This is a genomic window from Streptomyces sp. NPDC127119, assembly GCF_042677425.1.
Taxonomy (GTDB): Bacteria; Actinomycetota; Actinomycetes; order Streptomycetales; family Streptomycetaceae; genus Streptomyces.
In genome coordinates, this window is sequence record NZ_JBHXTO010000022.1 from 47,548 (window position 1) to 67,294 (window position 19,747).

Here is a 19,747-nt window from a genome sequence, read left to right on the forward strand (position 1 = left end):
CGCCGCTCAGGTGTCGGCCGGCACCGGGGGAGCGGACTGCCGCGAGGTCAGCGCGGCCAGCTCCTCCGCGGTGCGCGGGCCGGTGGACGGCGAGGTCAACAGGCCCTGCGTACGCAGCAGTTCGGCCACCGCGATCCCCCAGGGCAGCCGTAGCCCCGCCTGCTCCAGGAGATCCGTACGGGCCAGGGTCGCGTCCGCGGGGCCGGTGACCGCTCCGGACGGGGTGAGGAGTGCTGCGTCGTCGGCCCAGCGCAGGGCGAGGTCCACGTCGTGCGTCGCCATCACCACGGTGGTGCCGCTCGCCCGCAGCCCGTCGAGGGTCGCGATCAGCCGCTCCTGGCCGTCCGGGTCCAGCCCCGCCGTCGGTTCGTCGAGGATCAGGACACGCGGCCGCATCGCCACGGCACCCGCGATCGCCGTCCGCTTGCGCTGACCGTAGGAGAGCAGATGGGTCGGCCGCTCTGCCAGGGCCGAGATGTCCAGCGCGGCGAGCGCCTCGTCCACCCGGGCCCGTACCTCGGTGTCGGGCAGGCCGAGGTTCAGCGGTCCGAACGACACGTCCTGGAAGACGGACGCGGCGAACAACTGGTCGTCCGGGTCCTGGACCACCAGCTGGACGGTCGTGCGCAGCAGGGTCAGGCCCTTGCGGTCGTACCGGACCGGCCGGTCCTCCACGGTCAACTGACCGCTGTGCGGGCGCAGTCCGCCGCTGAGCAGCCGCATCAGGGTGGTCTTGCCACTGCCGTTGCGGCCGAGCAGGGCGAGCGCCCGCCCGGCGCGCACCTCGAAGTCGAGGCCGCTGAGCACGGTGGGACCGTCCTCGTACGCGTAGGACGCGCCCCGCAGGGCGACCAGCACGGGCTCGCTCATCGCAGCGGCCTTTCCAGTACGAAGGTGAGTGCGGCCACCACCGTGAGCAGCGCGACACTGGCGAGGGTGAAGCGCGCGGAGATCCGGGCCTCCGGGACCAGGACGCGCAGGGTGCCGTCGTAGCCGCGGCCCGCGAGTCCGGCCTGCAGCCGGGTCGCCCGGTCGAAGGCCCGCACGAAAGCCGTGGCACCGAGCCCGGCCAGCGAACGCCAGGTGGCGGCCCGCGTGGTGTGCCCGAGCCGGGCGGCCTGCGCCTCCCTGATCCGGCGCACCGAGTCGAGGAGCAGGAAGCTCATCCGGTACGTCACCAGGGCCACGTCGACGACCGGCGCGGGCACCCCGGCGTTGACCAGCCGTGGCAGCAGGTCGGACAGGGGAGTGGTGAACGCGAACAGGAGCACGCCGAGGGAGGCGGCCGAGGTACGCAGCAGGAGTTCCCCGGCGCGTACCGGACCACCCTCCGCCAGGGTCACGAACCCGTCCGGGCCGCCGACCTGGAGCAGCAGGGGCAGCGCACCGGTCACGCAGAAGCCCAGCGGCACCCGGTAGGCGCGCCAGAGCCGCCGGGCGGGTACCGCGGCCGGGCCCAGCAGCACAGTGAGGGCGGTCACCAGGACCAGGGCGGCGCCCGGCCAGGGCGGGAGGGAGATCGCGAGGACGGTCAGGCCGAGACCGAGCACGGCCTTGTCCACGGGATGGCGGCGGCGCCAGCGACTGCTGTGCGCCGCCGCGTCGATCGGCAGCACGAAGGTTCAGGCCCGTTCGGTCGGTCGGCTCGGCCCGGCCGCGGACGCACCGGCAGCGTCGGACGCCTTGTCCGTCGGTCCCTGGTCGTCCTCCCGCTGTGCCAGGACCCGCAGTTCGCCCTGGCGCCTGCCCCGGCGCAGGCCGAAGTAGTAGGCGAGGACGCCCGCGCCGAGGGCGGCCTGGAGGGCGAACAGCGCCGACTCGATCTCACCGGAGGGCGGCTCGTACAGGGGTGAGAACCACGGCTCGTAGTCCGGCTCGATCTCGGTGATCGCGGTCTCCGCCTCCGCGTCGGCGCCCGTGAACGGCTCCTTCTTGTGGTCGCCCATGCCGAAGACCAGCGGCAGGACGGCGAGCGCGGCCACCACGAGCAGCAGCAGGGCGTTGATCTTCGCGTTACGGCTCATCGGGCCACCGTCCCGGTCGTCTCGGGCGTCTCGTCGGTCTCGTGAGTCTCGTTCGGGCCGGACTTCCCGGTCCGGGTCCGCCTGCCGGTCAGGAACACACCGAGCCGGGTCAGTTCGCCCTTGCTCGACTGCACCAGCAGCCGCATCACGAGCACGGTGAGCAGGCCCTCGCTGACCGCGAGCGGGATCTGGGTGACGGCGAAGATCGAGCCGAACTTGCCGAGCGCGCCCAGGAATCCACTGCTCGGGTCGGGGAACGCGAGCGCCAGCTGCACGCTGGTGACGCAGTAGGTGGACAGGTCGGCGACGAACGCGGCGAAGAACACCGCGACCATCAGCGGCGCGTCGAACCGCCGGAACAGCCGGTACACCGCGTAGCCGGCCCACGGGCCGACGATCGCCATCGAGAAGACGTTGGCGCCCAGCGTGGTCAGTCCGCCGTGCGCGAGCAGCAGCGCCTGGAAGAGCAGGGTGATGGTGCCCAGGACCGCCATGATCGGTGGCCGGAACAGGATGGCGCCGAGGCCGGTGCCGGTGGGATGCGAACAGCTGCCGGTCACCGACGGCAGTTTCAGTGCGGAGAGAACGAAGGTGAAGGCCCCCGACGCGCCGATGAGGAGCGTGCTCTCGGGATGTTCTCTGACCTCACGGGTGAGCGACCGGACTCCGTGGACGACGAACGGCGCCGACGCGACGCCCCAGGCGACCGCGTGCGCCGGAGGAAGGAAACCCTCGGCTATGTGCATGGCTCAGCAGACCCTCTCCAGCACCTCGTGGATGGTTGACGTGCCTTGGCCGGTCTCCTGGCTTACGGGTAACACCACCCGTGCTCCGCCTTCCCGGGTCCGAGGACCCAGTGGCTGCCCGTGAGGGCCGGAGCCGGACTTCCCGATCACAGTGGCGAGGGCCGCACCGGCATCACACCGATTTCCCGAGCACCAAGGCGTCGTGACAGTAGTGCGCGTACAGGGGTGGTGACAAGCGGCCCTCGGGGGGCGTGAGAGTGGTCACGCGGCGCGCGCCGGTCCTCCCGGTGGGAACGGAGCGCCTGTTCAGCCGCCCTGCACATGGGCCAGGAGTTCCCGCAGCCGCCGGGTCGCGGGGTGGCCGGGGCCGAGGCCGCGCTCGCTGTCGGCCAGGGCTCGCGTGAACAGCTCGGCACTGCGCGCGGGGTTTCCCACCACGTGGTGGACATGGGCGAGTTCGCAGCGGGAGAGCAGGGTGTCGGGGTGGTCGGCGCCCAGGACGCGTTCACGGTCGGCGAGCGTGCGCTCGTGGAGCGGGACGGCGAGCACGGGGTTCCCCGTCAGCACGTGGGCGCGGGCGAGATTGTCCCGGCACTGCAGGGTGAGCAGGTCGGTGGGTCCCAGGACGCGCTCGCGGGCCGCCAGCGCGCTCTCGTAGAGCGGGACGGCACGGTCCGGGGCGCCCTCCGCCTCGTACGCGCCCGCGAGGTTGTTCCGGCAGGTCAGCGTATGGGGATCGGCGGCGCCCAGGACGCGCTCGCTGTCGGCCAGGTTCCGCTCGGACAGTGAGACTGCCTGCTTGAGGTGTCCTGCCTGCAGACAGGCGCCCGCGAGGTTGTTGCGGGAGCGCAGGGTGTCCGGATGGTCGGGCCCGAGGTCCTGTTCGTGCTCGGCCACCTGACGCTCGACGAAGGCCACCAGGTCGTCCCCGGCCAGGTCAGGGGTGTCCGCGGACCGTCCGCTGTCCGGCCGGGGCATCGGGAGTCCGGCGAAGGACCGTTCCTCCGAGGCCTGTCGCAGTTCCTCGCGCAGCGACCGCATGGTCCCGGCGCACCCCGTGCACGACTGTCCCGCCATCCTGACGACCCCTCTTCCGCCACCTGTTCCCAGCGTACGTACGGCAGGTGTCCCGCGGGCTCCCGGAACAGGCCACACCGCTGCCGGGTGCCGCCTTCTGCGGCGCCGGTCCACAAGAGATGCTGCGGGGGTGTCGATTCGGCTCACCCCGGTTCGTCGGGGAGGTACAGGGTCTCAGGAACACCGGGAGGAACCATGAAGTACATGCTGCTGGTCTGTGGGGACGACACCGCCGACGCCTCGGGGATGGCCCCCGTCGAACCATGGGTGGAGGAGCTGAGCGTGCGCCGCGGTGTACGGCTGCACGGCCACCGGCTGCGGCCCCCGGCCGACGCGGTGACCGTGCGCGTCCGCGAGGGCGAAGTGCTGCGCACCGACGGTCCGTTCGCGGAGACGAAGGAGTACGTCGCCGGGTACGACATCCTTGAGTGCGACAGCCTGGAGGAGGCAGTGGAGGCCGCTTCGAAGCACCCGGTGGCGGCCCTCGGGGCCATGGAGGTGCGCGCGTTCTGGGACGACGAGGACGCCGAGGGGGAGATCCGCCGGCTCGACGCGGAACTGACGGCCGCCGGGCGGGAGCGGGACTTCGACCGGGCGATGGCCTGTTACGCACCGGACGTGGAGGTGTTCCACCCGGTGAGCGGTCTGGAGCAGCGCGGGGTCGAGGCGCTCCGCAAGGCCGAGGAGGTGTGGTTCTCGACGCTGTCCGGGCCGGTCGAGCGCGAGGTGCTCGAATTCCGCGTGCGGGTCGACGAGAGCATCGCCTTCAGCCACGCGCTCGTACGGATGCGCGCCACGCTGGCCGGCGGCCACGCGCTGGACACCACGGCACGGGTGACCACCGGCTACCGGCTGACGGGCGACCGCTGGCTGATCGTCCATCAGCACACGTCCGTGCCCTTCGACGCCGGGGTCCCCGCAGCCGCCGGGTCCTGACACGTCCTGGAGGGGGCCTCCCCGCAGGCCCCCTCCGGCACAGCCGTTACGCGGCCGAGCATGCGCCAAGTCTTGACGTGCCCCTGGCAAGGTGACTCTATGGGAGCGCTCCCACTTTCCCGCAACCCAAGTTTCTTGGCGCTCACTCCCTGGAGTCGCAGTGAGAAGAACAAGAAGCACGACACGGAAGAACCTCGTCAGCGCGTTCCTCGCCGGGCTGGCCGCCCTGCTCGGGCTCGTCGTTCTCGGCGCGCTCGTACCGACCGCCGCACACGCCCAGTTGCCCGGTGACCCGCCCGGCGCGTCTCCGGGCGCCCTCGCGACCGGCCTCCATATCGACGACGGCCGCCTGCTCGAAGGCAACGGCAACGATTTCGTCATGCGCGGCGTCAACCACGCCCACACCTGGTACCCGGGCGAGACGCAGTCACTGGCCGACATCAAGGCCCTCGGAGCCAACTCCGTCCGCGTCGTCCTCTCCGACGGCCACCGCTGGAGCAAGAACAGCCCCGAGGACGTGGCCGCCGTCATCGCCCAGTGCAAGGCCAACCGGCTGATCTGCGTACTGGAGGTGCACGACACCACCGGTTACGGCGAGGACGCCGCGGCCGGCACGCTCGACCACGCGGCCGACTACTGGATCGGCCTCAAGAGCGTGCTCACCGGCCAGGAGAACTACGTCATCGTCAACATCGGCAACGAGCCCTGGGGCAACACCAACCCCGCGGGCTGGACCGATCCCACGGTCGCGGCCGTCAAGAAGCTGCGGGCCGCCGGGTTCGAGCACACCATCATGGTGGACGCGCCCAACTGGGGTCAGGACTGGCAAGGAGTCATGCGGGCCAACGCCCAGGCCGTCTACGACGCCGACACCACCGGCAACCTGATCTTCTCGATCCACATGTACAGCGTCTTCGACACCGCGGCGGAGATCACCGACTACCTGAACGCGTTCGTGGCCGCCGAACTCCCCATCCTCATCGGCGAGTTCGGCGGTCCGGCCGACCAGTACGGCGACCCGGACGAGGACACCATGATGGCCACGGCGCAGCAGTTGCGCCTCGGTTACCTCGCCTGGTCCTGGAGCGGCAACACCGATCCGATCCTGGACCTCACCATCGGCTTCGACCCCACACAGCTCAGCTCCTGGGGGCAGCGCATCTTCAACGGCGCCAACGGCATCGCCCAGACCTCGAAGGAGGCCACGATCTACGGCGGCGGCACCCCGGGTGACACCCAGGCCCCGACCGCTCCCGGCACCCCGCGCGCCTCCGCCGTGGCGGCCACCTCGGTGACCCTCACCTGGACCGCCGCCACCGACAATGTGGGTGTCACCGCCTACGACGTCGTGCGGGTCGGTGGAAGCAGCGAGACCACGGTCGCCGCGGCCACCACCAACACCGCCACGGTGAGCGGGCTCACCGCCAACACGGCGTACACCTTCGCCGTCTACGCACGTGACGCGGCCGGGAACCGCTCGGTCCGTTCGGCCACGGTGAGTGTCACCACCGCCGACGGTGGCAGCACGCCCGGCGCGAGCTGCTCCGTCGGCTACCGCGTCAGCAACGAGTGGCCGGGCGGCTTCCAGGGCGAGATCACCATCCGCAACACGGGCACCGCCGCGATCAGTGGCTGGAAGTTGGTCTTCGCCTTCGCCAACGGTCAGACGGTCTCCAACATGTGGGGTGGCACCCCGACCCAGAGCGGCGCGACGGTGAGTGTCGCCAATGCCTCGTACACCGCCACCATCCCCGCGAGCGGTTCGGTCGCCGTCGGCTTCACCGCCAACAAGGGAGCCACGAACACCGCCCCGACCGCGTTCACCCTCAACGGCAGCACCTGCACCACCGCCTGACCGTCCGTCGACGACCGTCGGACGACGACCGGCGGCCGTCGAGCGGCAGCCACTGGCCGGCGGGGCCACCGCGCCCCGTCGGCCGGGCGGGCGCCGAGCGGTGGTCAGGCAGAGACTTCCGGGGCGGCCGCCTGCTCCGTGTTGGTGTCGGCGGACGCCGCCTTGGACGTCGTGTAGAAGACGGACGACCCCTGCTTGCTGCGCTGGACCTGGCCCTTGGCGACGAGCCCTTCCACCGTGGTGCGGACGACCTTGGGCTTGATCTCACGCTCGGGATGGGCCTCCGCCAGCGCCGTGGCGACCTCGGCGGACGAGCGCGGCTCGGACTGACTGCCCAGGTGTTCACGGATGAGCTCGACGAGCGTGGGCTTCGCGGCGACCGCCTTCGCGGCACCGGGCCCGGCCGCGACGGACTTGGCTTCGGTCTTCGGAGCGGCCGACTTCGAAGTGGCGGTCTTCGAGGCGGTCGACTTCGCGGTCGCGGGCTTTGCGGCGGCCGACTTCGCACCAGCTGTCTTCGAAGCAGTCGTCTTCGAAACAGCGGACTTCGCGGCCGACTTGGTGGTGGCCTTCGAAGTGGCCTTCGTGGCGGCCGACTTCGCGGTGGTGGCCTTCTTGCGTCCGCCCGCCGTGGCCGTGGCCTGACGCGGCACCGAAGGCGCGGACACGGAGGCGCGCTTGGCGTTCGCGGCGGCCTTGTCACCACCCAACGCCTGCTGCAGCTCGGCGAGCAGGGTCTGGTCGTGCTGCAGAGCGCTCAACTGCTCCTGCAGCGCCTCCACTTCGGCGCCGATACGTTCCTGCTCCTTGGTGTTGCGTTCGAGGTCCGCAGACACCTGGGCGGCGTACTGGGTCTTGAGCTCCGTGGCGGCCGATTCGACTTCGGACATGGCAGTTACCTTTCCTCGTCATCGTGTGGTGCTGGGGCCGGATGCTACTCGCATCATCAGGCCATGATCCCGAAGTTGTCAGGACCGTCCCCGCCGTTCGACGGCCTCTGACACACTGCCGCGAGCCGCAAAGGCGCAGGCGGCGAGGTGTGCGGGAGACACCTGACCCCGCACGCGAAGGCATGTCTCGAATTCAACCTTCAAGGTGACTTTACGAACTGACCGACCGGTGCACCCGACTCGCACACCTTTCGTTACGACCGACACCCTTGACAGTCTGCGTACTGTTTCGCGACGTTTGAGCCTTGCGGACACTTCGGGGCCGGGCGTCGGCCGTCGGCCGAGGAGGTGTCGGGGCGCGGGGGTCGCGTCCAGGGGGAATGGGGGGCGGTCGTCCATGCGGTCAACCGAGGTGGACATCAGAATTCACAGACCCGAGTCCCTGAGCGAGTCGCTGCGCCAGGACTGGCACCGGGCGGCGGACGCGTCACCCGACTACGCCAACCCCTTTCTGTCCCCCGAGTTCGCGGCCGGCATCGGCACCTACCGGGGCGGGGCGCGGGTGGCGGTCCTGCACGAGGGCGGAGAGGCCGTGGGCTTCTTCCCGTACGAGCGCAACTCCTTCGGGGTGGGGCGGGCCATCGGGCTCGGCCTGTCCGACTGCCAGGCCCTCGTGCACCGGCCCGGAGTCACCTGGGACACCCATGAACTGCTGCGCGCCTGTGGGCTGTCCGTCTTCGAGTTCGACCACCTCGTCGAGGAGCAGAAACCATTCACCCGCTACGTCACGGGGACGTTCGCGTCACCGGTGGTCGACCTGAAGGTCGGTGACGGCAGTTATGCGGAGTGGCTGCGCGGCGCGTACCCGGGACTGGCCAAGACGACCCTGAAGAAGGAACGCCGCCTGGGCCGCGACCTGGGCGAGCTGCGGTTCGTCTTCGACGAGCGCGACCCCGCGCTGCTGCGCACGCTCATGGGGTGGAAGTCCGCCCAGTACCGCAGGACCTCACGGATGGACCGCTTCGCGCGCCCCTGGATCGTGAACGCGGTGGAGCACCTCTTCCAGGTCCGTGAGGAGCACTTCACCGGCGTCCTCTCCGTGGTGTACGCCGGCGACCGGCCGGTGGCGGCGCACTTCGGTCCCAGGTCGCGCACGGTGTTCGCGGCCTGGTTCACCGCGTACGACCCCGAACTGCGCTACTACTCACCCGGCCTGATCATGCACCTCAGGATGGCGGAGGCCGCGGGCCGGGAGGGCATACGGGTCCTGGACCTGGGGCGTGGCGACAAGGAGTACAAGGACTGGCTCAAGACCCGGGAGCTGCGGGTGGGGGAGGGGTTCGCGACGCGTCCCCACCCGGTGGCGACGGCGCACCGGCTCTGGCGCAGACCGGTGCGCGGCCTGCGGAACACGGTGCTGGCCCATCAGAGGCTGAGGGAGCCCGCGGACCGGCTGCTGAAGACGGTCGGCGCGCTGCGCACCTCGGGCTCGGGGCACCTGCGAAGAAACGGCGGCTGAGGACCGGGGACCTGCCTGTTCGTCCCCTGTACGTTCCCTGCGCGTCCCGTCGTACGTCTCGTACGTCCGCGCACGTCAGAGGCGGCTGTCCTCTGCTTCGCCGAGGGAGCTGTCGGGCTTGCCCAGGGACCAGCCGGAGACGTCCGTGAGCCGCCCTCGCCACAGGGGCATCACGACCGGGCCGCCCGCCGCGACGACACTGGTGGCGTCGCGCAGATGGATCCACTGCGGCAGCCGCTGCGGGACCGGACGCCCCTGCTTGTCGGAGACCGCCTCGTCCACCTGCTCGGGGAACCGCTCGAGCAGCTGTGCGCCGGGTCCGTCGACCCCGCGCAGGCTGCGCGCCCAGTCGGTCTTCCACGCCTTGTGCGAGATGAGGTCGCCGTAGAGGAGACCACCCCCGATGAGCAAGGTGACCGGCAGCGCCGCCTGCGGGTCCTGACCGACCAGCCGTACCAACATCTGCAGCTGGAGGTCCGGCACGGGCTCGGTCACGATCGGCGCGGCCGATTCCCGGAGCGGGTCCTGCTCGTCACTCACGGCCTCGCGTGTCCTTTCGATCCATCACAGATGTCGTTCTTGTCACATGTGCCGAGCCTGTCACATGTGCCGTTCCCGTCAGGCGGCGAGCAGCCCGGCGCGGAGCCGGCTCAGCGTGCGCGTCAGCAGACGGGAGATGTGCATCTGGGAGAGGTTCAGCTCGCGGCCGATCTCCGCCTGGGTCATCTCCCGGCCGAAGCGCATCTCGATGATGGTCCGCTCCCGGTCGTCGAGCTGCTGCAGCAGGGGCGCGAGCGTGTGCAGGTCCTCGAAGAGGTCCATCGCCGGGTCTTCCTCGCCCAGGGTGTCCGCGTACTTCGGGCCGCCGTCGCTGGAGTCGTCGTCGCCACCGGGGGTGTCGATGGACCCGGCCACGTAGCCGTTGGCGGCGACCAGGCCCTCTATGACCTCCTCCTCGCTGAGGTCCAGGTGGTCGGCGAGTTCCTTGACCGTCGGCGGGCGGTTCAGCGTGGCGGCGAGGGCTTCCTTGCTCTTGGCGAGCGAGACACGCAGCTCCTGAAGGCGCCGCGGGACGTGCACGGCCCAGGTGGTGTCCCGGAAGAAGCGCTTGATCTCACCGACGATGTAGGGGATCGCGAAGGAGGTGAACTCGACCTCGCGCGACAGGTCGAAGCGGTCGATCGCCTTGATCAGGCCGATCGTGCCGACCTGGATGACGTCCTCCATGTCGCCGCTGCCCCGGTTGCGGAACCGGCGGGCCGCGAAGCTGACCAGGGACAGGTTCATCTCGATCAGGGTGTTGCGCGCGTACTGGTATTCGTGGGTGCCCTCTTCCAGCTCCTGCAGCCGGTCGAGGAACAGCCGGGACAGCACCCGCGCGTCCTTGGGAGCGACCTTGCCCCCGTCCTCGATCCACGGCAGGTCGCCCGCGGCCTCCTGCACGCCCGTGCTGCAGTCAGATGCCTCGCGGGTGTTCACGGAGGTAGTCACGGTGCCGCCTTAACTAGAAAGCAAGTTGGTCGTCTCCTGCCCGGCTTTCTCAAGAGCATGTCTGCTCAACCCCGGTCAATTACGAAGACGTCCGTCCATGAGCACCCGGGCGGCCGGAGTACAGTCTGCTCGCCGCGCCCGTGCCGGACCGGGCAGCGCGCACCCTCCTGTCTCCTCCCCGTGCCGGCCGGGTGATGCCATGACCAGTACGCAGGACCAGCCGGATACGCGGAATCAGCCCGACACGCGGGACCAGCCGGACACGCAGGGCGAGTCCGGGAACGGGACCCGCACGTCCGGGAGCTGGTCGTCGCCGGAGTACGCGCAGCGCGCGGAACGGATACGGCGCCGGCTGGAGAGACTCATCGGCATCGCGGCGACCGAGGGCAACTCCCTCACCGCGCTGCGCAACGGCGACGCGATCTTCGCCGCGATGCTGGCGGGCATCCGGTCCGCCGAGCACACCGTCGACATGATGACCTTCGTGTACTGGAAGGGCGACATCGCCCGCGAGTTCGCGCAGGCACTCGCGGAACGGGCCCGGGACGGTGTGCGGGTCCGCCTGCTGCTGGACGGGTTCGGCAGCAGACTGATCGAGAAGGACCTGCTGGCGGCCATGGAACAGGCCGGGGTACAGGTGGCGTGGTTCCGCAAGCCGCTCGCCCTCTCCCCGCTCAAGCAGAACCACCGCTGCCACCGCAAGGTTCTCGTCGTCGACGAACGGACCGCGTTCACCGGCGGGGTGGGCATCGCGGAGGAGTGGTGCGGCGACGCGCGCAACGAGCGCGAGTGGCGCGACACCCATGCCGAGGTCCGCGGGCCGGCCGTGGACGGTATCGCCGCCGCGTTCGCGCAGAACTGGGCCGAGTGCCACGAGGAGCTGTTCGACGACCACGACCGGTTCGTCGCGCACACCCGCGAGGGCGGGGCCGTGGTGCAGGTGGTGCGCGGCTCGGCCAGCTTCGGCTGGCAGGACATGCAGACCCTGCTCCGGGTGATGCTGGAGTCGGCCGAGGAGCGCTTCCGGCTGGCCACCGCCTACTTCTCGCCGGACGCGTTCTTCGTCGAGTTGCTGTGCGCCGCGGCCCGCCGGGGCGTGGAGGTGGAGATCCTGCTGCCCGGCCCGCACACGGACAAGCGGGTCTGCCAGCTGGCCGGCCAGCACTACTACGAGGACCTCACCGCCTGCGGTGTGAAGATCTACCAGTACCAGCCGACGATGATGCACGCCAAGGTCATCACCGTGGACAGGGTCGCCTCGCTGGTCGGCTCGACCAACTTCAACCGCCGCTCGCTCGACCACGACGAGGAGATCATGCTCGCCGTGCTGGACGAGGAGTTCACGTCGACGCTCGACGCCCACTTCGACGAGGACCTGACCGCCAGCACCCTGATCGAGAAGGGCCGCTGGACGCGGCGCTCCGTCGTGCAGCGGGCCCGGGAGGCGGCCGTCATCCCCATCCGCCGCTTCCTGTGACGGACGGGGCGGACGGGGCGGACGGGGAGGGCGATCGGACGGCTCTGCCGGATCAGCCGGACCGGGCGGTGTGACCGGACCGGACGGGTCAGCCGGACCGGAGTGGGCAGCCGCGGCGGGCGGATCGCCGGTTCGGCCCGGCGTCAGGCGGGCTTCTCGCCTGTCCGGCAGATCTGGCGGGCGATCTCGCGCAGCTTGACGTTGCGGTCCTGCGACGTCTTCTTGAGCACCTTGAACGCCGAGTCCTCGGACAGCCCGTAGCGCTCCATCAGGATGCCCATGGCCTCGCCGATCTCGTGCCGCGTCTCCATGGCATGGCTCAGCTGCTGATGCGTACGCGCCGCGGAGAACGCCACGGCCGCGTGGGAGGCGAGGATCCAGCCCGCGCGCCGGGCGGTCTCGTCGAAGACGCCCGGCTTGCGCGAGTACACGTTCAGGGCGCCGAGGTTGTCCTCCTCGGTGAAGAGGAGGAAGCCCATCATGCTTCCCATGCCGAGCTTCCTCAGCTCGGGGGCGAAGCGGGGCCACTTCTTGTTCGGTTCCCGCAGGTCCTCGATGGCGTAGATCTGCTGACGGTCGGTCACCGCGTCGAAGCAGGGGCCCTCCTGCAGGTCCTGCTGGAACCGGTCCGACCGGCGGACCACGTCGCTCGTGGCCGCCAGCGCATGCACCTCGCCCTGCCGGACCGTGAGAATGCCGGCCTCGTCGCACCCGTCGATCAGGACCTTCGCATGCTCGACGACGCGGTCGAGGGTGCCCTGGGCGGAGTCCTGCGCCAGCAGATCCCGCGCCATCTCCGCCACGGCGATCGCGAACTGTTCCCAGACTTCCCCCGGCACCTCAGACATGTGTCACCTGCTCTTTTCGTGAAGCATCCCGGTATGCCTCGTGAAGGCCCATCCTGCCATCCGGGCGTCCGCGTCGCGCCGGGCCAGGCCTTTCCCGAGGTCCGGCACCTGAGCGCCGGCGTCGTTCGGGGGTCGGGGCAGCACTGTCCCACAAGACTCCTTGTTTCACCGGGGCGGTCAGTGGTGACCCGAAGGGGGACCCACCCCGTGAACAACATCACTGCGACCGAAGGAGGCCCCATGGAGGGCTGGCGCGAGTCCGCGGAATGCCGCACCGTCGATCCCGACCTCTTCTTTCCCATCGGCAGCACAGGCCCCGCGCTTGTGCAGATCGAGGACGCGAAGTCCGTCTGCCGACGCTGCCCCGTGCGCCAGGAGTGTCTGGACTGGGCACTCGACACGGGCCAGAGCATCGGTGTCTGGGGCGGCAAGAGCGAGGCCGAACGACGCACGCTACGGCGCCGCATCCGAAGCCGAACCTCGCGGGACAACAGCGCGTAGCGAGGGTGACGCACAGGGTGACGCCCGTGGTGTGCGTCGGGTACAGGGTGATGTCCGTGGCGCGTGGTGCACGGGGGTCTCATCGACCCGGGACCGACCGCGGGAACCCATGGAGGTAACCAATCGTCATTACTGACAGGTGTTGCCTCCCGTGACGGGGGCAGATGGGAATGCGGAAGGCAGTTTTCCGCGCCGTACCCAGCGAGGTGAAGCAGTGGGCCCGCAGCAGGACCGAGTATCCGGTCTCGTCGACGACACGAGCGACGAGGTGGTGGAGCCGTCCCAGGACGAGCGCGCCGCCTGGGAGCGGGTACGGCGATCCGCACAGGGAATGCGGCACCACGAAGCGAAGACCGCGTGGGAGGCCGCCCGCAAGGCGGCCGAGGACGGTTCGCGCACCGACAGGGACGCATTGACCGCGCAGGCGGAGGCCGACGAGTGGGAGCGCATCACCGAAGCGCTCTTCGATCACGCCGGGGCGTACGACAGCGCCGACGATCCCTTCGTCCAGGGCGAGTTGGAAGGCCGCGCACACCATGCGCCCCCGCCGCCCGTCCGCCGGTGAGGAACGGCCCGGGGGAGTGGCCCCGAGCGTCTCCGACCCGCGATGTCAGTGCCCTGAGGAAGAATGCCGAGCAGCGAGAACGTCATCGCTCCAGGCGATACGCGATCGAACCAGTCCGTCGAAAGGCCGCCCGCACATGACGCCCACCCCCCGCCTCCGTGCCGTGCCGCGAGCCTCGGACGGAGCGCCGCTGACCCTGCTGCGGCCCGTCCCGCGCACGCCCGCACCCGCGCCGCTCGGCGCCGGCGGTTCCGAGGTGCTGCGGCTGATCACGGTGCAGCGTGTCCCCGTCTGCCTGACCGTGCACGCCAACGGCCGTCGCCGGTACGGATACTGGCAGGCGGCCACGGCGGGCTCCGGGTTCGGAGGCTGTTACGTGGCCCTGCCGACGGAGGAGTGCGACGCGCTGCACGCGGCGGGCCGGCTCGTGCTGGGCGACCCGGTGGTCGACCCCTCTAAGACGACGTACCCGGTGCGTCCCGCTGCCCGTCCCGCGACCCGATCCGCGGTCCGTTCCGTGCTGCGTGCCCCGGTGACGGCTCCGGCGGCTACGGCGGCGGCGTCGGTGGAGGTGCCCCGCCAGGCGCTCACCGCCTGACGCCGGGTGCGCCGGGCAGAGTGCGTTTCCTCCGGCGCTTTTCTTCCTCGAACGCTGGGGCACACGTGTCGCTGGACTGTATTTCCAGCGAGGAAGGCCCACCGCACCCATGCCTGAGACACAAGACGTCGTCGAACTCATACTCGCGGACCATCGGAGGATGGAGGACCTCTTCCGGCAACTGCGCAGTGTCGAGGCGGACCGGGCGTCCGCGCTGAAGGAGTTCGCCGACCTCCTGATCGCCCACGCGCTCGCGGAGGAGACCAAGGTCTACCCCGCCCTCAAGCGGTACAAGGACATCGACGACGAGGAAGTGGAGCACGGCGAGGAGGAGCACGAGGAGGGCCACAAGGCGCTGCTCGCCCTCCTGGAGGTCGACGAGATCGGCTCCGACGACTGGGACGAGAAACTCGAAGAGCTGGTGGAAGCCATCGCGCACCACACCGACGAGGAGGAGCGGACCATCCTGAACGGGGCGCGGGAGAACGTCGCCGTGGAGCGCCGCGAAGAGCTGGGCGCGGACTTCCTCAAGGAGCGGGCGCACCGGTTGTCGTCCGGCTGCGGGTCCGTCGACAGCGTACGCGGCATCCTGAAGAAGTGACTCCTGCGGACGGTTGTCAGTTGTCCGTCGTCAGGAGTCCGTCGGCTGTCGGCGGTAGACATCCGGCGGCATCCGTCGGCAGTCGGCGTCCGAAGCGTTAGGGGCTGAGCAGCCCTGCGGGCGGCTTTCCGCCTGTATCCGAGGACCGGCTGTACCTGTGGGTGCGGCCGGTCCGACGTGGGTGCCGGACAGGCCAGGCCGGGCTCTACCGGCGCCTGAGCGGGACCACGGCAGTGATGCGCTTACCGCCGGTCCGGAGTGCCGAGATGGTGACGTCGCGGGCGAGACGGCAGACGATCGGCCAGCCATGGCCGCCGGGCCGCATGAAGCCCCGCTCGTCGCCGTGCTGTGCCGGCTCGGGGAACTCCTCGCTGCGGTCGCTCACCGACAGCCGTACCTCCTGGTCGTCCAGCGTCACCTCGAACCCGGTGACACCGCCGCCGTGCAGCATCGCGTTGGTCGTCAGCTCCGAGGCGACGAGCAGGGCGTCGCCGATGACCTCGTCACCGTCGAGGGCCTCGCGCCGCCGGGACCGACGGGCCTCCGCGAGCGCGTACCTCACCGCTTCGCGCACCTCGGCCGGACTGCGGGGTCCGGAGGGGGTGGGCCGGGACGGGACGGCTGCCGCGCCGGCGACGGACGTCCGGTGCTCCCTGAGCATTTCTCGCTCCTTCGCCTGAAAAAGAAGCAGGCCCGCCGCAAGAGCATGCGACGGGCCCTCCGCATTAGGTGACTCTCAATGCCGGAATGCGTCCTTGGTCTTTTCCTTGGCCTGGCGAGCGTCTCCCTTGGACTGCTCCGCCTTGCCCTCGGCGGTCAGACGCTCGTTGCCGACAGTCTTGCCCAGGGTCTCCTTGACCTTGCCCTTGGCCTGCTCGGTCTTCGCCTTCGCCTTCTCGTTCTCGGCCACTGCGGTTCACGTCCTCACTTGTGCTTCGTCGTGCGATCTACTGTTACGGCTGACCGGAGAGAGCTGTTCCAAACGCGGCCGTTCGAGAATTCGAAGGCGTACCTCCGAACGGCCGGATCACACGCGTCGAAAGAAGTGGACAGTGAAATCAAGATGCGGTGATCGCGTGAAATCGAAGGGGGCGCGTAAAAGATCTTCGGCGCCTGCCGTCCCCTCGGCGTACTCCGGTCCACGAGGCCGCCCTTGTCCTGAGTGCTGACAGCGCGAAACTAGGCCTGTAGATTCCTGCCGTCACGAAAATGCACAACATAGGCCGAGCCGTAGCACCGAGCTGCAGGAGGAGCCCATGCGAAGGCGCGTTCTCGGGCTGGTCGCCGTGCTGACCACGATCGTCGCCGCGGCCGGGTGCGGCTCTTCCGACTCGGGGGCGGGCGGTTCCTCGTCCTCCGGCGGGAACAAGACCACACGGGTCAAGGTCGGCATCATTCCGATCGTCGACGTGGCCCCGCTCTATCTGGGCCAGAAGAAGGGGTTCTTCGGCAGCCGCGGCATCGAACTGGACATGGTGAGCGCCCAGGGCGGCGCGGCCATCATCCCCGGAGTGGTGAGCGGCCAGTTCCAGTTCGGGTTCAGCAACACCACGTCGCTGATGGTCGCCCAGGTCAAGGGAGTTCCGGTCAGATCCGTGGTGAACGGCGCGGCGTCCAACGGCAAGGTCGGGGCCGACGTCACCGGGGTGGGTGTCAGCAAGGACAGCCCCATCAAGTCGGCCGCGGACCTCGCCGGGCACACGGTCGCGGTGAACACCCTGCAGAACATCGGGGACACCACGGTCCGTGAATCGGTCCGCGTGGCCGGCGGCGACCCGTCCGAGGTCGAGTTCGTGGAGATTCCGTTCGATCAGATGCCGGCCGCGCTGGACGGCGGGCGGGTGGACGCCGCGTGGATGGGTGAGCCCGCGATGACCATCGCCAAGGGGCAGGGGGCGCGGGTGGTGGCGTCGCCGTTCGCGGAGACGGATCCGAAGCTGACCGTGGCCACGTACTTCACGTCGGCCGAGGTGGTGAAGCGGGATCCGGGGCTGGTGAAGAGGTTCAGTGAGGCGATGGCCGAGTCGCTGAAGTACGCCACGGGGCATCCCGATGAGGCCCGTCAGGTTCTCACGACCTACACCAAGATCGATGGGGATGTTCTGGCGAAGCTCACGTTGCCCGCGTGGCCGGAGGATGTCGACATGCCCTCCTTGGAGAAGTTGGCGGCGCTGGGTGAGGAGGATGGGCTGTTCGGTGACAAGAAGCCGGATCTGGAGGCTCTGTTCTCTTGAGCGACCGGGCCTCCCGCGGTTGTCTCGGGGGCTCCGCCCCCGCGCCCCCGGGGTGTGTTTCCGCGGCTCCGGGGGCTTCCCGTCACTGCCTCGGGGGCTCCGCCCCCGGACCCCCGGTGCGCGCGTCACCGCATGGGGGCTGCGCCCCCTCGCCCCCTTTGCGCAGTTCCCCGCGCCCCTGAATGGGGCCCGGGACCTACCCCCGGTGCGCAGTTCCCCGCGCCCCTGAGGTGCCTCGGGCCCCGGTGCGTAGTTCGCCGCGCCCCGCGCCCCGAAAGACCCTGCCCCCCGTTGCACAGGCGTTGCACAGGCCCCGCGTCCCCGTGATCGGTGAGCTCACCCGTCGTGGGGGAGGCTCGGGTGGTGTTGCGGGGCGATGTTGGCAGGCGCGGGGGCGTGACAAGGTGCCGGGGCATGGGACGTCCGGGGGCGCTCCTGCCGAAGGGAGCTCCGACCATGCGACGCTATCCCCCCATCGCCGACCACGGACTGGTCGGTGATCTGCAGACCGCCGCACTGGTCTCCTCCGACGGCACGGTCGACTGGCTGTGCGCGCCCCGGTTCGACTCGCCCAGCGTGTTCGCCTCGCTCCTCGACCACGACCGCGGTGGTCACTTCACCGTGTCCGCCGACACCGCGCAGCCACCGGTGCAGATCTACCTCCAGGACACCGCGATCCTGGTGACCCGTTTCCTGACGGAGTCGGGCGTGGGCGAAGTGGTCGACTTCATGCCGGTGGAGCGGCCCGAGCGTGCCGTGGGCCGGCACCGGCTCGTCAGGATCCTGCGGGTGACCCGCGGCCGGGTCCGGTTCTCGCTGGAGTGCCGGCCCCGCTTCGACTACGGCCGTGCCGGGCACCGCGTCGGCCTCGGCGAGGACACCGTGCGCTTCGACGCCCCCGGCGCCCAGGCCGTCGTACAGGCCGTCGGCCCGGTGCGGTGGAGCGGGGACGGCGACGACATCCGCGGCGAACTGGCCATGGAGGAGGGTGACTTCGCCGCACTCGTCCTGACGGTGGGCGATGCCGACGACACCCCCGTACCACCCGTCACGGCCCCGGACGTCATGGCGCTGTTCGAGGGCACCCGGGACTTCTGGCACGCGTGGGTGCGCCGCAGCCGCTACCGCGGACGCTGGCAGGACATGGTGAACAGGGCGGCCATCACCCTGAAGCTGCTCACCTACGCGCCGACCGGGGCGCCCGTCGCGGCACCCACCATGGGACTGCCCGAACAGATCGGCGGCGGACGCAACTGGGACTACCGCTACACCTGGGTGCGGGACGGATCGATGTCGGTCGGCGCCCTGCTGGGCCTCGGCCATGTCGAGGAGGCCCTCGCGTTCCGCGGCTGGCTCGGCGACCGGGTGAAGTCGGGCCGCACGGTCAGCGGCGAACCCCTGCAGATCATGTACCGCGTCGACGGCGACCCCGAACTGGCGGAGGTGGCCCTCGACCACTTCGAGGGCTACCGGGGATCGGCGCCGGTGTACGCGGGCAACGGCGCCGCGGGACAGCTCCAGCTCGACATCTACGGAGAGGCCGTCCTCGCCCTCTCGCACACCGTGCAGGGCACCGGCAACGCACCCCCGTACGACGGGTGGCAGGCACTGTCCGGGGTGCTGGACTGGCTCGTCAAGGCCTGGGACCGGCCCGACGAGGGGATCTGGGAGACACGCGGCGGGCAGAAGGACTTCACCTACAGCCGTCTCATGTGCTGGGTCGCCTTCGACCGGGGCATCCGGATGGCACGTGACTTCGCCCGGCCCGCCGACATCCCGGAGTGGACCACGGCACGCGACGGCATCCTGCGCCAGGTGATGGAACGCGGCTGGAGCCCTCGCCGCCAGTCGTTCGTCCAGAACTACGAGGACACCACCCTCGACGCGTCGCTGCTGCTCATGCCCTCCGTGGGCTTCATCGCACCGAAGGATCCGCGCTGGCTGTCGACCCTCGACGCGATGGAACGGGAACTCGTCTCCGACAGCCTCGTCCAGCGCTACGACCCGCAGGCCTCCCCGGACGGACTGCGCGGCAGCGAGGGCACGTTCTCCCTGTGCAGCTTCCTGTACGTCGACGCGCTGGCGCAGGCGGGACAGCTCGGCCCGGCCAGGTACGCCTTCGACAAGATGCTCACCTACGCCAACCCTGTCGGCCTGTTCGCCGAGGAGATCGGCTCGACCGGGGAGCAACTCGGCAACTTCCCGCAGGCGTTCACACACCTGGCACTCATCACGGCCGCCCTCTCGCTCGACAAGGAGATGGACGCCCTGGGCTGAGCGGGGGTGGCGTTCGGGTGCCTGGCTGCCGGGGTCGCCCTTGGAGGGTGAGGCGTCGTCCGGGACCGTCTCGTGCCATGGGACAGGACGGCCGGTACGGGCATCCGG

At 70.2% G+C, this 19,747-nt stretch carries 21 protein-coding genes and 1 riboswitch; of the genes, 10 read left to right on the forward strand and 11 right to left on the reverse strand.

The features are described from left to right. Positions 1-6: 6 nt before the first annotated feature. From ACFVH5_RS13210 to ACFVH5_RS13230, 5 genes are all read right to left on the reverse strand, one after another. Complete coding sequence (locus ACFVH5_RS13210; RefSeq protein ID WP_385833658.1) at positions 7-870, reverse strand: energy-coupling factor ABC transporter ATP-binding protein; 864 nt, start codon at positions 868-870, stop codon at positions 7-9. After that, positions 867-1,616, reverse strand: coding sequence for a cobalt ECF transporter T component CbiQ (gene cbiQ / locus ACFVH5_RS13215; protein ID WP_385833659.1), 750 nt, complete (start codon positions 1,614-1,616; stop codon positions 867-869). The genes ACFVH5_RS13210 and cbiQ overlap by 4 nt, the downstream gene beginning before the upstream one ends. Positions 1,617-1,622: 6 nt before the next feature. Continuing rightward, entirely contained in the window at positions 1,623-2,024 is a 402-nt protein-coding gene (locus ACFVH5_RS13220; RefSeq protein WP_385833661.1) for an energy-coupling factor ABC transporter substrate-binding protein, read from the reverse strand. Then, positions 2,021-2,770: an energy-coupling factor ABC transporter permease gene (locus ACFVH5_RS13225; RefSeq protein ID WP_385833662.1), complete on the reverse strand. Its 750-nt coding sequence runs from the start codon at positions 2,768-2,770 to the stop codon at positions 2,021-2,023. Before ACFVH5_RS13225 ends, ACFVH5_RS13220 begins: the two co-directional genes overlap by 4 nt. 29 nt (positions 2,771-2,799) lie before the next feature. Then, positions 2,800-2,982, reverse strand: a riboswitch (cobalamin riboswitch). A 94-nt stretch (positions 2,983-3,076) separates the two neighbouring features. Beyond that, a complete protein-coding gene (locus ACFVH5_RS13230; RefSeq protein ID WP_385833664.1) occupies positions 3,077-3,811 on the reverse strand; it encodes a tetratricopeptide repeat protein in 735 nt (244 codons plus the stop codon). Between the two features lie 231 nt (positions 3,812-4,042). Between ACFVH5_RS13230 and ACFVH5_RS13235 the strand changes: the two genes are divergently transcribed. Together ACFVH5_RS13235 and ACFVH5_RS13240 are read left to right on the forward strand one after the other, a co-directional pair. Then, on the forward strand, positions 4,043-4,783 hold the full coding sequence (locus ACFVH5_RS13235) for a nuclear transport factor 2 family protein (protein ID WP_384802935.1): 741 nt from the start codon (positions 4,043-4,045) through the stop codon (positions 4,781-4,783). Between the two features lie 160 nt (positions 4,784-4,943). Then, complete coding sequence (locus ACFVH5_RS13240) at positions 4,944-6,638, forward strand: cellulase family glycosylhydrolase (RefSeq protein ID WP_385833666.1); 1,695 nt, start codon at positions 4,944-4,946, stop codon at positions 6,636-6,638. A 104-nt stretch (positions 6,639-6,742) separates the two neighbouring features. Here ACFVH5_RS13240 and ACFVH5_RS13245 read toward each other — a convergent pair whose 3' ends face one another. Next, positions 6,743-7,528 (reverse strand): hypothetical protein, encoded by a 786-nt coding sequence (locus tag ACFVH5_RS13245; protein ID WP_385833667.1) that lies wholly within the window; start codon positions 7,526-7,528, stop codon positions 6,743-6,745. A gap of 397 nt (positions 7,529-7,925) precedes the next feature. On the opposite strand from ACFVH5_RS13245, the gene ACFVH5_RS13250 reads away from it, so the two are divergent. After that, positions 7,926-9,047 (forward strand): GNAT family N-acetyltransferase, encoded by a 1,122-nt coding sequence (locus ACFVH5_RS13250; RefSeq protein ID WP_385833668.1) that lies wholly within the window; start codon positions 7,926-7,928, stop codon positions 9,045-9,047. A 75-nt stretch (positions 9,048-9,122) separates the two neighbouring features. Here the strand turns inward: ACFVH5_RS13250 and ACFVH5_RS13255 are convergent, their stop codons facing one another. After that, positions 9,123-9,587, reverse strand: a complete 465-nt coding sequence (locus ACFVH5_RS13255) for a hypothetical protein (RefSeq protein ID WP_385833669.1) — start codon at positions 9,585-9,587, stop codon at positions 9,123-9,125. A gap of 78 nt (positions 9,588-9,665) precedes the next feature. Next, positions 9,666-10,538 carry a SigB/SigF/SigG family RNA polymerase sigma factor gene (locus ACFVH5_RS13260; RefSeq protein WP_385833671.1) on the reverse strand — a complete coding sequence of 291 codons (873 nt, stop codon included), beginning with the start codon at positions 10,536-10,538 and terminating at the stop codon, positions 9,666-9,668. A gap of 199 nt (positions 10,539-10,737) precedes the next feature. Between ACFVH5_RS13260 and ACFVH5_RS13265 the strand changes: the two genes are divergently transcribed. Next, positions 10,738-12,015, forward strand: coding sequence for a phosphatidylserine/phosphatidylglycerophosphate/cardiolipin synthase family protein (locus ACFVH5_RS13265; protein WP_385833673.1), 1,278 nt, complete (start codon positions 10,738-10,740; stop codon positions 12,013-12,015). A 143-nt stretch (positions 12,016-12,158) separates the two neighbouring features. On the opposite strand, the gene ACFVH5_RS13270 is transcribed toward ACFVH5_RS13265, so the two are convergent. Further along, the gene (locus ACFVH5_RS13270) at positions 12,159-12,863 is read right to left on the reverse strand and encodes a GAF and ANTAR domain-containing protein (protein WP_385833675.1); all 705 of its coding nucleotides are present in this window, start codon (positions 12,861-12,863) and stop codon (positions 12,159-12,161) included. A gap of 240 nt (positions 12,864-13,103) precedes the next feature. Here ACFVH5_RS13270 and ACFVH5_RS13275 point away from each other — a divergent pair, with 240 nt between their 5' ends. The 4 genes from ACFVH5_RS13275 to ACFVH5_RS13290 all read left to right on the forward strand — a co-directional run bounded on the left by ACFVH5_RS13275 (position 13,104) and on the right by ACFVH5_RS13290 (position 15,128). Next, complete coding sequence (locus tag ACFVH5_RS13275; RefSeq protein WP_385833718.1) at positions 13,104-13,364, forward strand: WhiB family transcriptional regulator; 261 nt, start codon at positions 13,104-13,106, stop codon at positions 13,362-13,364. A 214-nt stretch (positions 13,365-13,578) separates the two neighbouring features. After that, entirely contained in the window at positions 13,579-13,929 is a 351-nt protein-coding gene (locus ACFVH5_RS13280; RefSeq protein ID WP_385833676.1) for a hypothetical protein, read from the forward strand. Between the two features lie 136 nt (positions 13,930-14,065). Further along, positions 14,066-14,527: a hypothetical protein gene (locus ACFVH5_RS13285; protein WP_385833678.1), complete on the forward strand. Its 462-nt coding sequence runs from the start codon at positions 14,066-14,068 to the stop codon at positions 14,525-14,527. A gap of 109 nt (positions 14,528-14,636) precedes the next feature. After that, on the forward strand, positions 14,637-15,128 hold the full coding sequence (locus ACFVH5_RS13290; protein ID WP_385833680.1) for a hemerythrin domain-containing protein: 492 nt from the start codon (positions 14,637-14,639) through the stop codon (positions 15,126-15,128). Between the two features lie 205 nt (positions 15,129-15,333). Here ACFVH5_RS13290 and ACFVH5_RS13295 read toward each other — a convergent pair whose 3' ends face one another. Together ACFVH5_RS13295 and ACFVH5_RS13300 are read right to left on the reverse strand one after the other, a co-directional pair. Then, positions 15,334-15,789: an ATP-binding protein gene (locus ACFVH5_RS13295; protein WP_385833681.1), complete on the reverse strand. Its 456-nt coding sequence runs from the start codon at positions 15,787-15,789 to the stop codon at positions 15,334-15,336. A 75-nt stretch (positions 15,790-15,864) separates the two neighbouring features. Further along, on the reverse strand, positions 15,865-16,038 hold the full coding sequence (locus ACFVH5_RS13300) for a CsbD family protein (protein WP_107014989.1): 174 nt from the start codon (positions 16,036-16,038) through the stop codon (positions 15,865-15,867). 346 nt (positions 16,039-16,384) lie between these two features. Between ACFVH5_RS13300 and ACFVH5_RS13305 the strand changes: the two genes are divergently transcribed. Beyond that, the gene (locus ACFVH5_RS13305) at positions 16,385-17,362 is read left to right on the forward strand and encodes an ABC transporter substrate-binding protein (protein WP_385833683.1); all 978 of its coding nucleotides are present in this window, start codon (positions 16,385-16,387) and stop codon (positions 17,360-17,362) included. A 456-nt stretch (positions 17,363-17,818) separates the two neighbouring features. After that, positions 17,819-19,639, forward strand: coding sequence for a glycoside hydrolase family 15 protein (locus tag ACFVH5_RS13310; protein ID WP_385833684.1), 1,821 nt, complete (start codon positions 17,819-17,821; stop codon positions 19,637-19,639). Positions 19,640-19,747 lie beyond the last annotated feature (108 nt).

What these genes read in the sequence shown, in the direction of transcription:
- ACFVH5_RS13210 (WP_385833658.1), bottom strand. Translation starts at nt 870, where the DNA reads ATGAGCGAGCCCGTGCTGGTCGCCCTGCGGGGCGCGTCCTACGCGTAC.
- ACFVH5_RS13220 (WP_385833661.1), bottom strand. Translation starts at nt 2,024, where the DNA reads ATGAGCCGTAACGCGAAGATCAACGCCCTGCTGCTGCTCGTGGTGGCC.
- ACFVH5_RS13225 (WP_385833662.1), bottom strand. Translation starts at nt 2,770, where the DNA reads ATGCACATAGCCGAGGGTTTCCTTCCTCCGGCGCACGCGGTCGCCTGG.
- ACFVH5_RS13230 (WP_385833664.1), bottom strand. Translation starts at nt 3,811, where the DNA reads ATGCGGTCGCTGCGCGAGGAACTGCGACAGGCCTCGGAGGAACGGTCC.
- ACFVH5_RS13235 (WP_384802935.1), top strand. Translation starts at nt 4,043, where the DNA reads ATGAAGTACATGCTGCTGGTCTGTGGGGACGACACCGCCGACGCCTCG.
- ACFVH5_RS13245 (WP_385833667.1), bottom strand. Translation starts at nt 7,528, where the DNA reads ATGTCCGAAGTCGAATCGGCCGCCACGGAGCTCAAGACCCAGTACGCC.
- ACFVH5_RS13250 (WP_385833668.1), top strand. Translation starts at nt 7,926, where the DNA reads ATGCGGTCAACCGAGGTGGACATCAGAATTCACAGACCCGAGTCCCTG.
- ACFVH5_RS13265 (WP_385833673.1), top strand. Translation starts at nt 10,738, where the DNA reads ATGACCAGTACGCAGGACCAGCCGGATACGCGGAATCAGCCCGACACG.
- ACFVH5_RS13270 (WP_385833675.1), bottom strand. Translation starts at nt 12,863, where the DNA reads ATGTCTGAGGTGCCGGGGGAAGTCTGGGAACAGTTCGCGATCGCCGTG.
- ACFVH5_RS13275 (WP_385833718.1), top strand. Translation starts at nt 13,104, where the DNA reads ATGGAGGGCTGGCGCGAGTCCGCGGAATGCCGCACCGTCGATCCCGAC.
- ACFVH5_RS13285 (WP_385833678.1), top strand. Translation starts at nt 14,066, where the DNA reads ATGACGCCCACCCCCCGCCTCCGTGCCGTGCCGCGAGCCTCGGACGGA.
- ACFVH5_RS13290 (WP_385833680.1), top strand. Translation starts at nt 14,637, where the DNA reads ATGCCTGAGACACAAGACGTCGTCGAACTCATACTCGCGGACCATCGG.
- ACFVH5_RS13295 (WP_385833681.1), bottom strand. Translation starts at nt 15,789, where the DNA reads ATGCTCAGGGAGCACCGGACGTCCGTCGCCGGCGCGGCAGCCGTCCCG.
- ACFVH5_RS13305 (WP_385833683.1), top strand. Translation starts at nt 16,385, where the DNA reads ATGCGAAGGCGCGTTCTCGGGCTGGTCGCCGTGCTGACCACGATCGTC.
- ACFVH5_RS13310 (WP_385833684.1), top strand. Translation starts at nt 17,819, where the DNA reads ATGCGACGCTATCCCCCCATCGCCGACCACGGACTGGTCGGTGATCTG.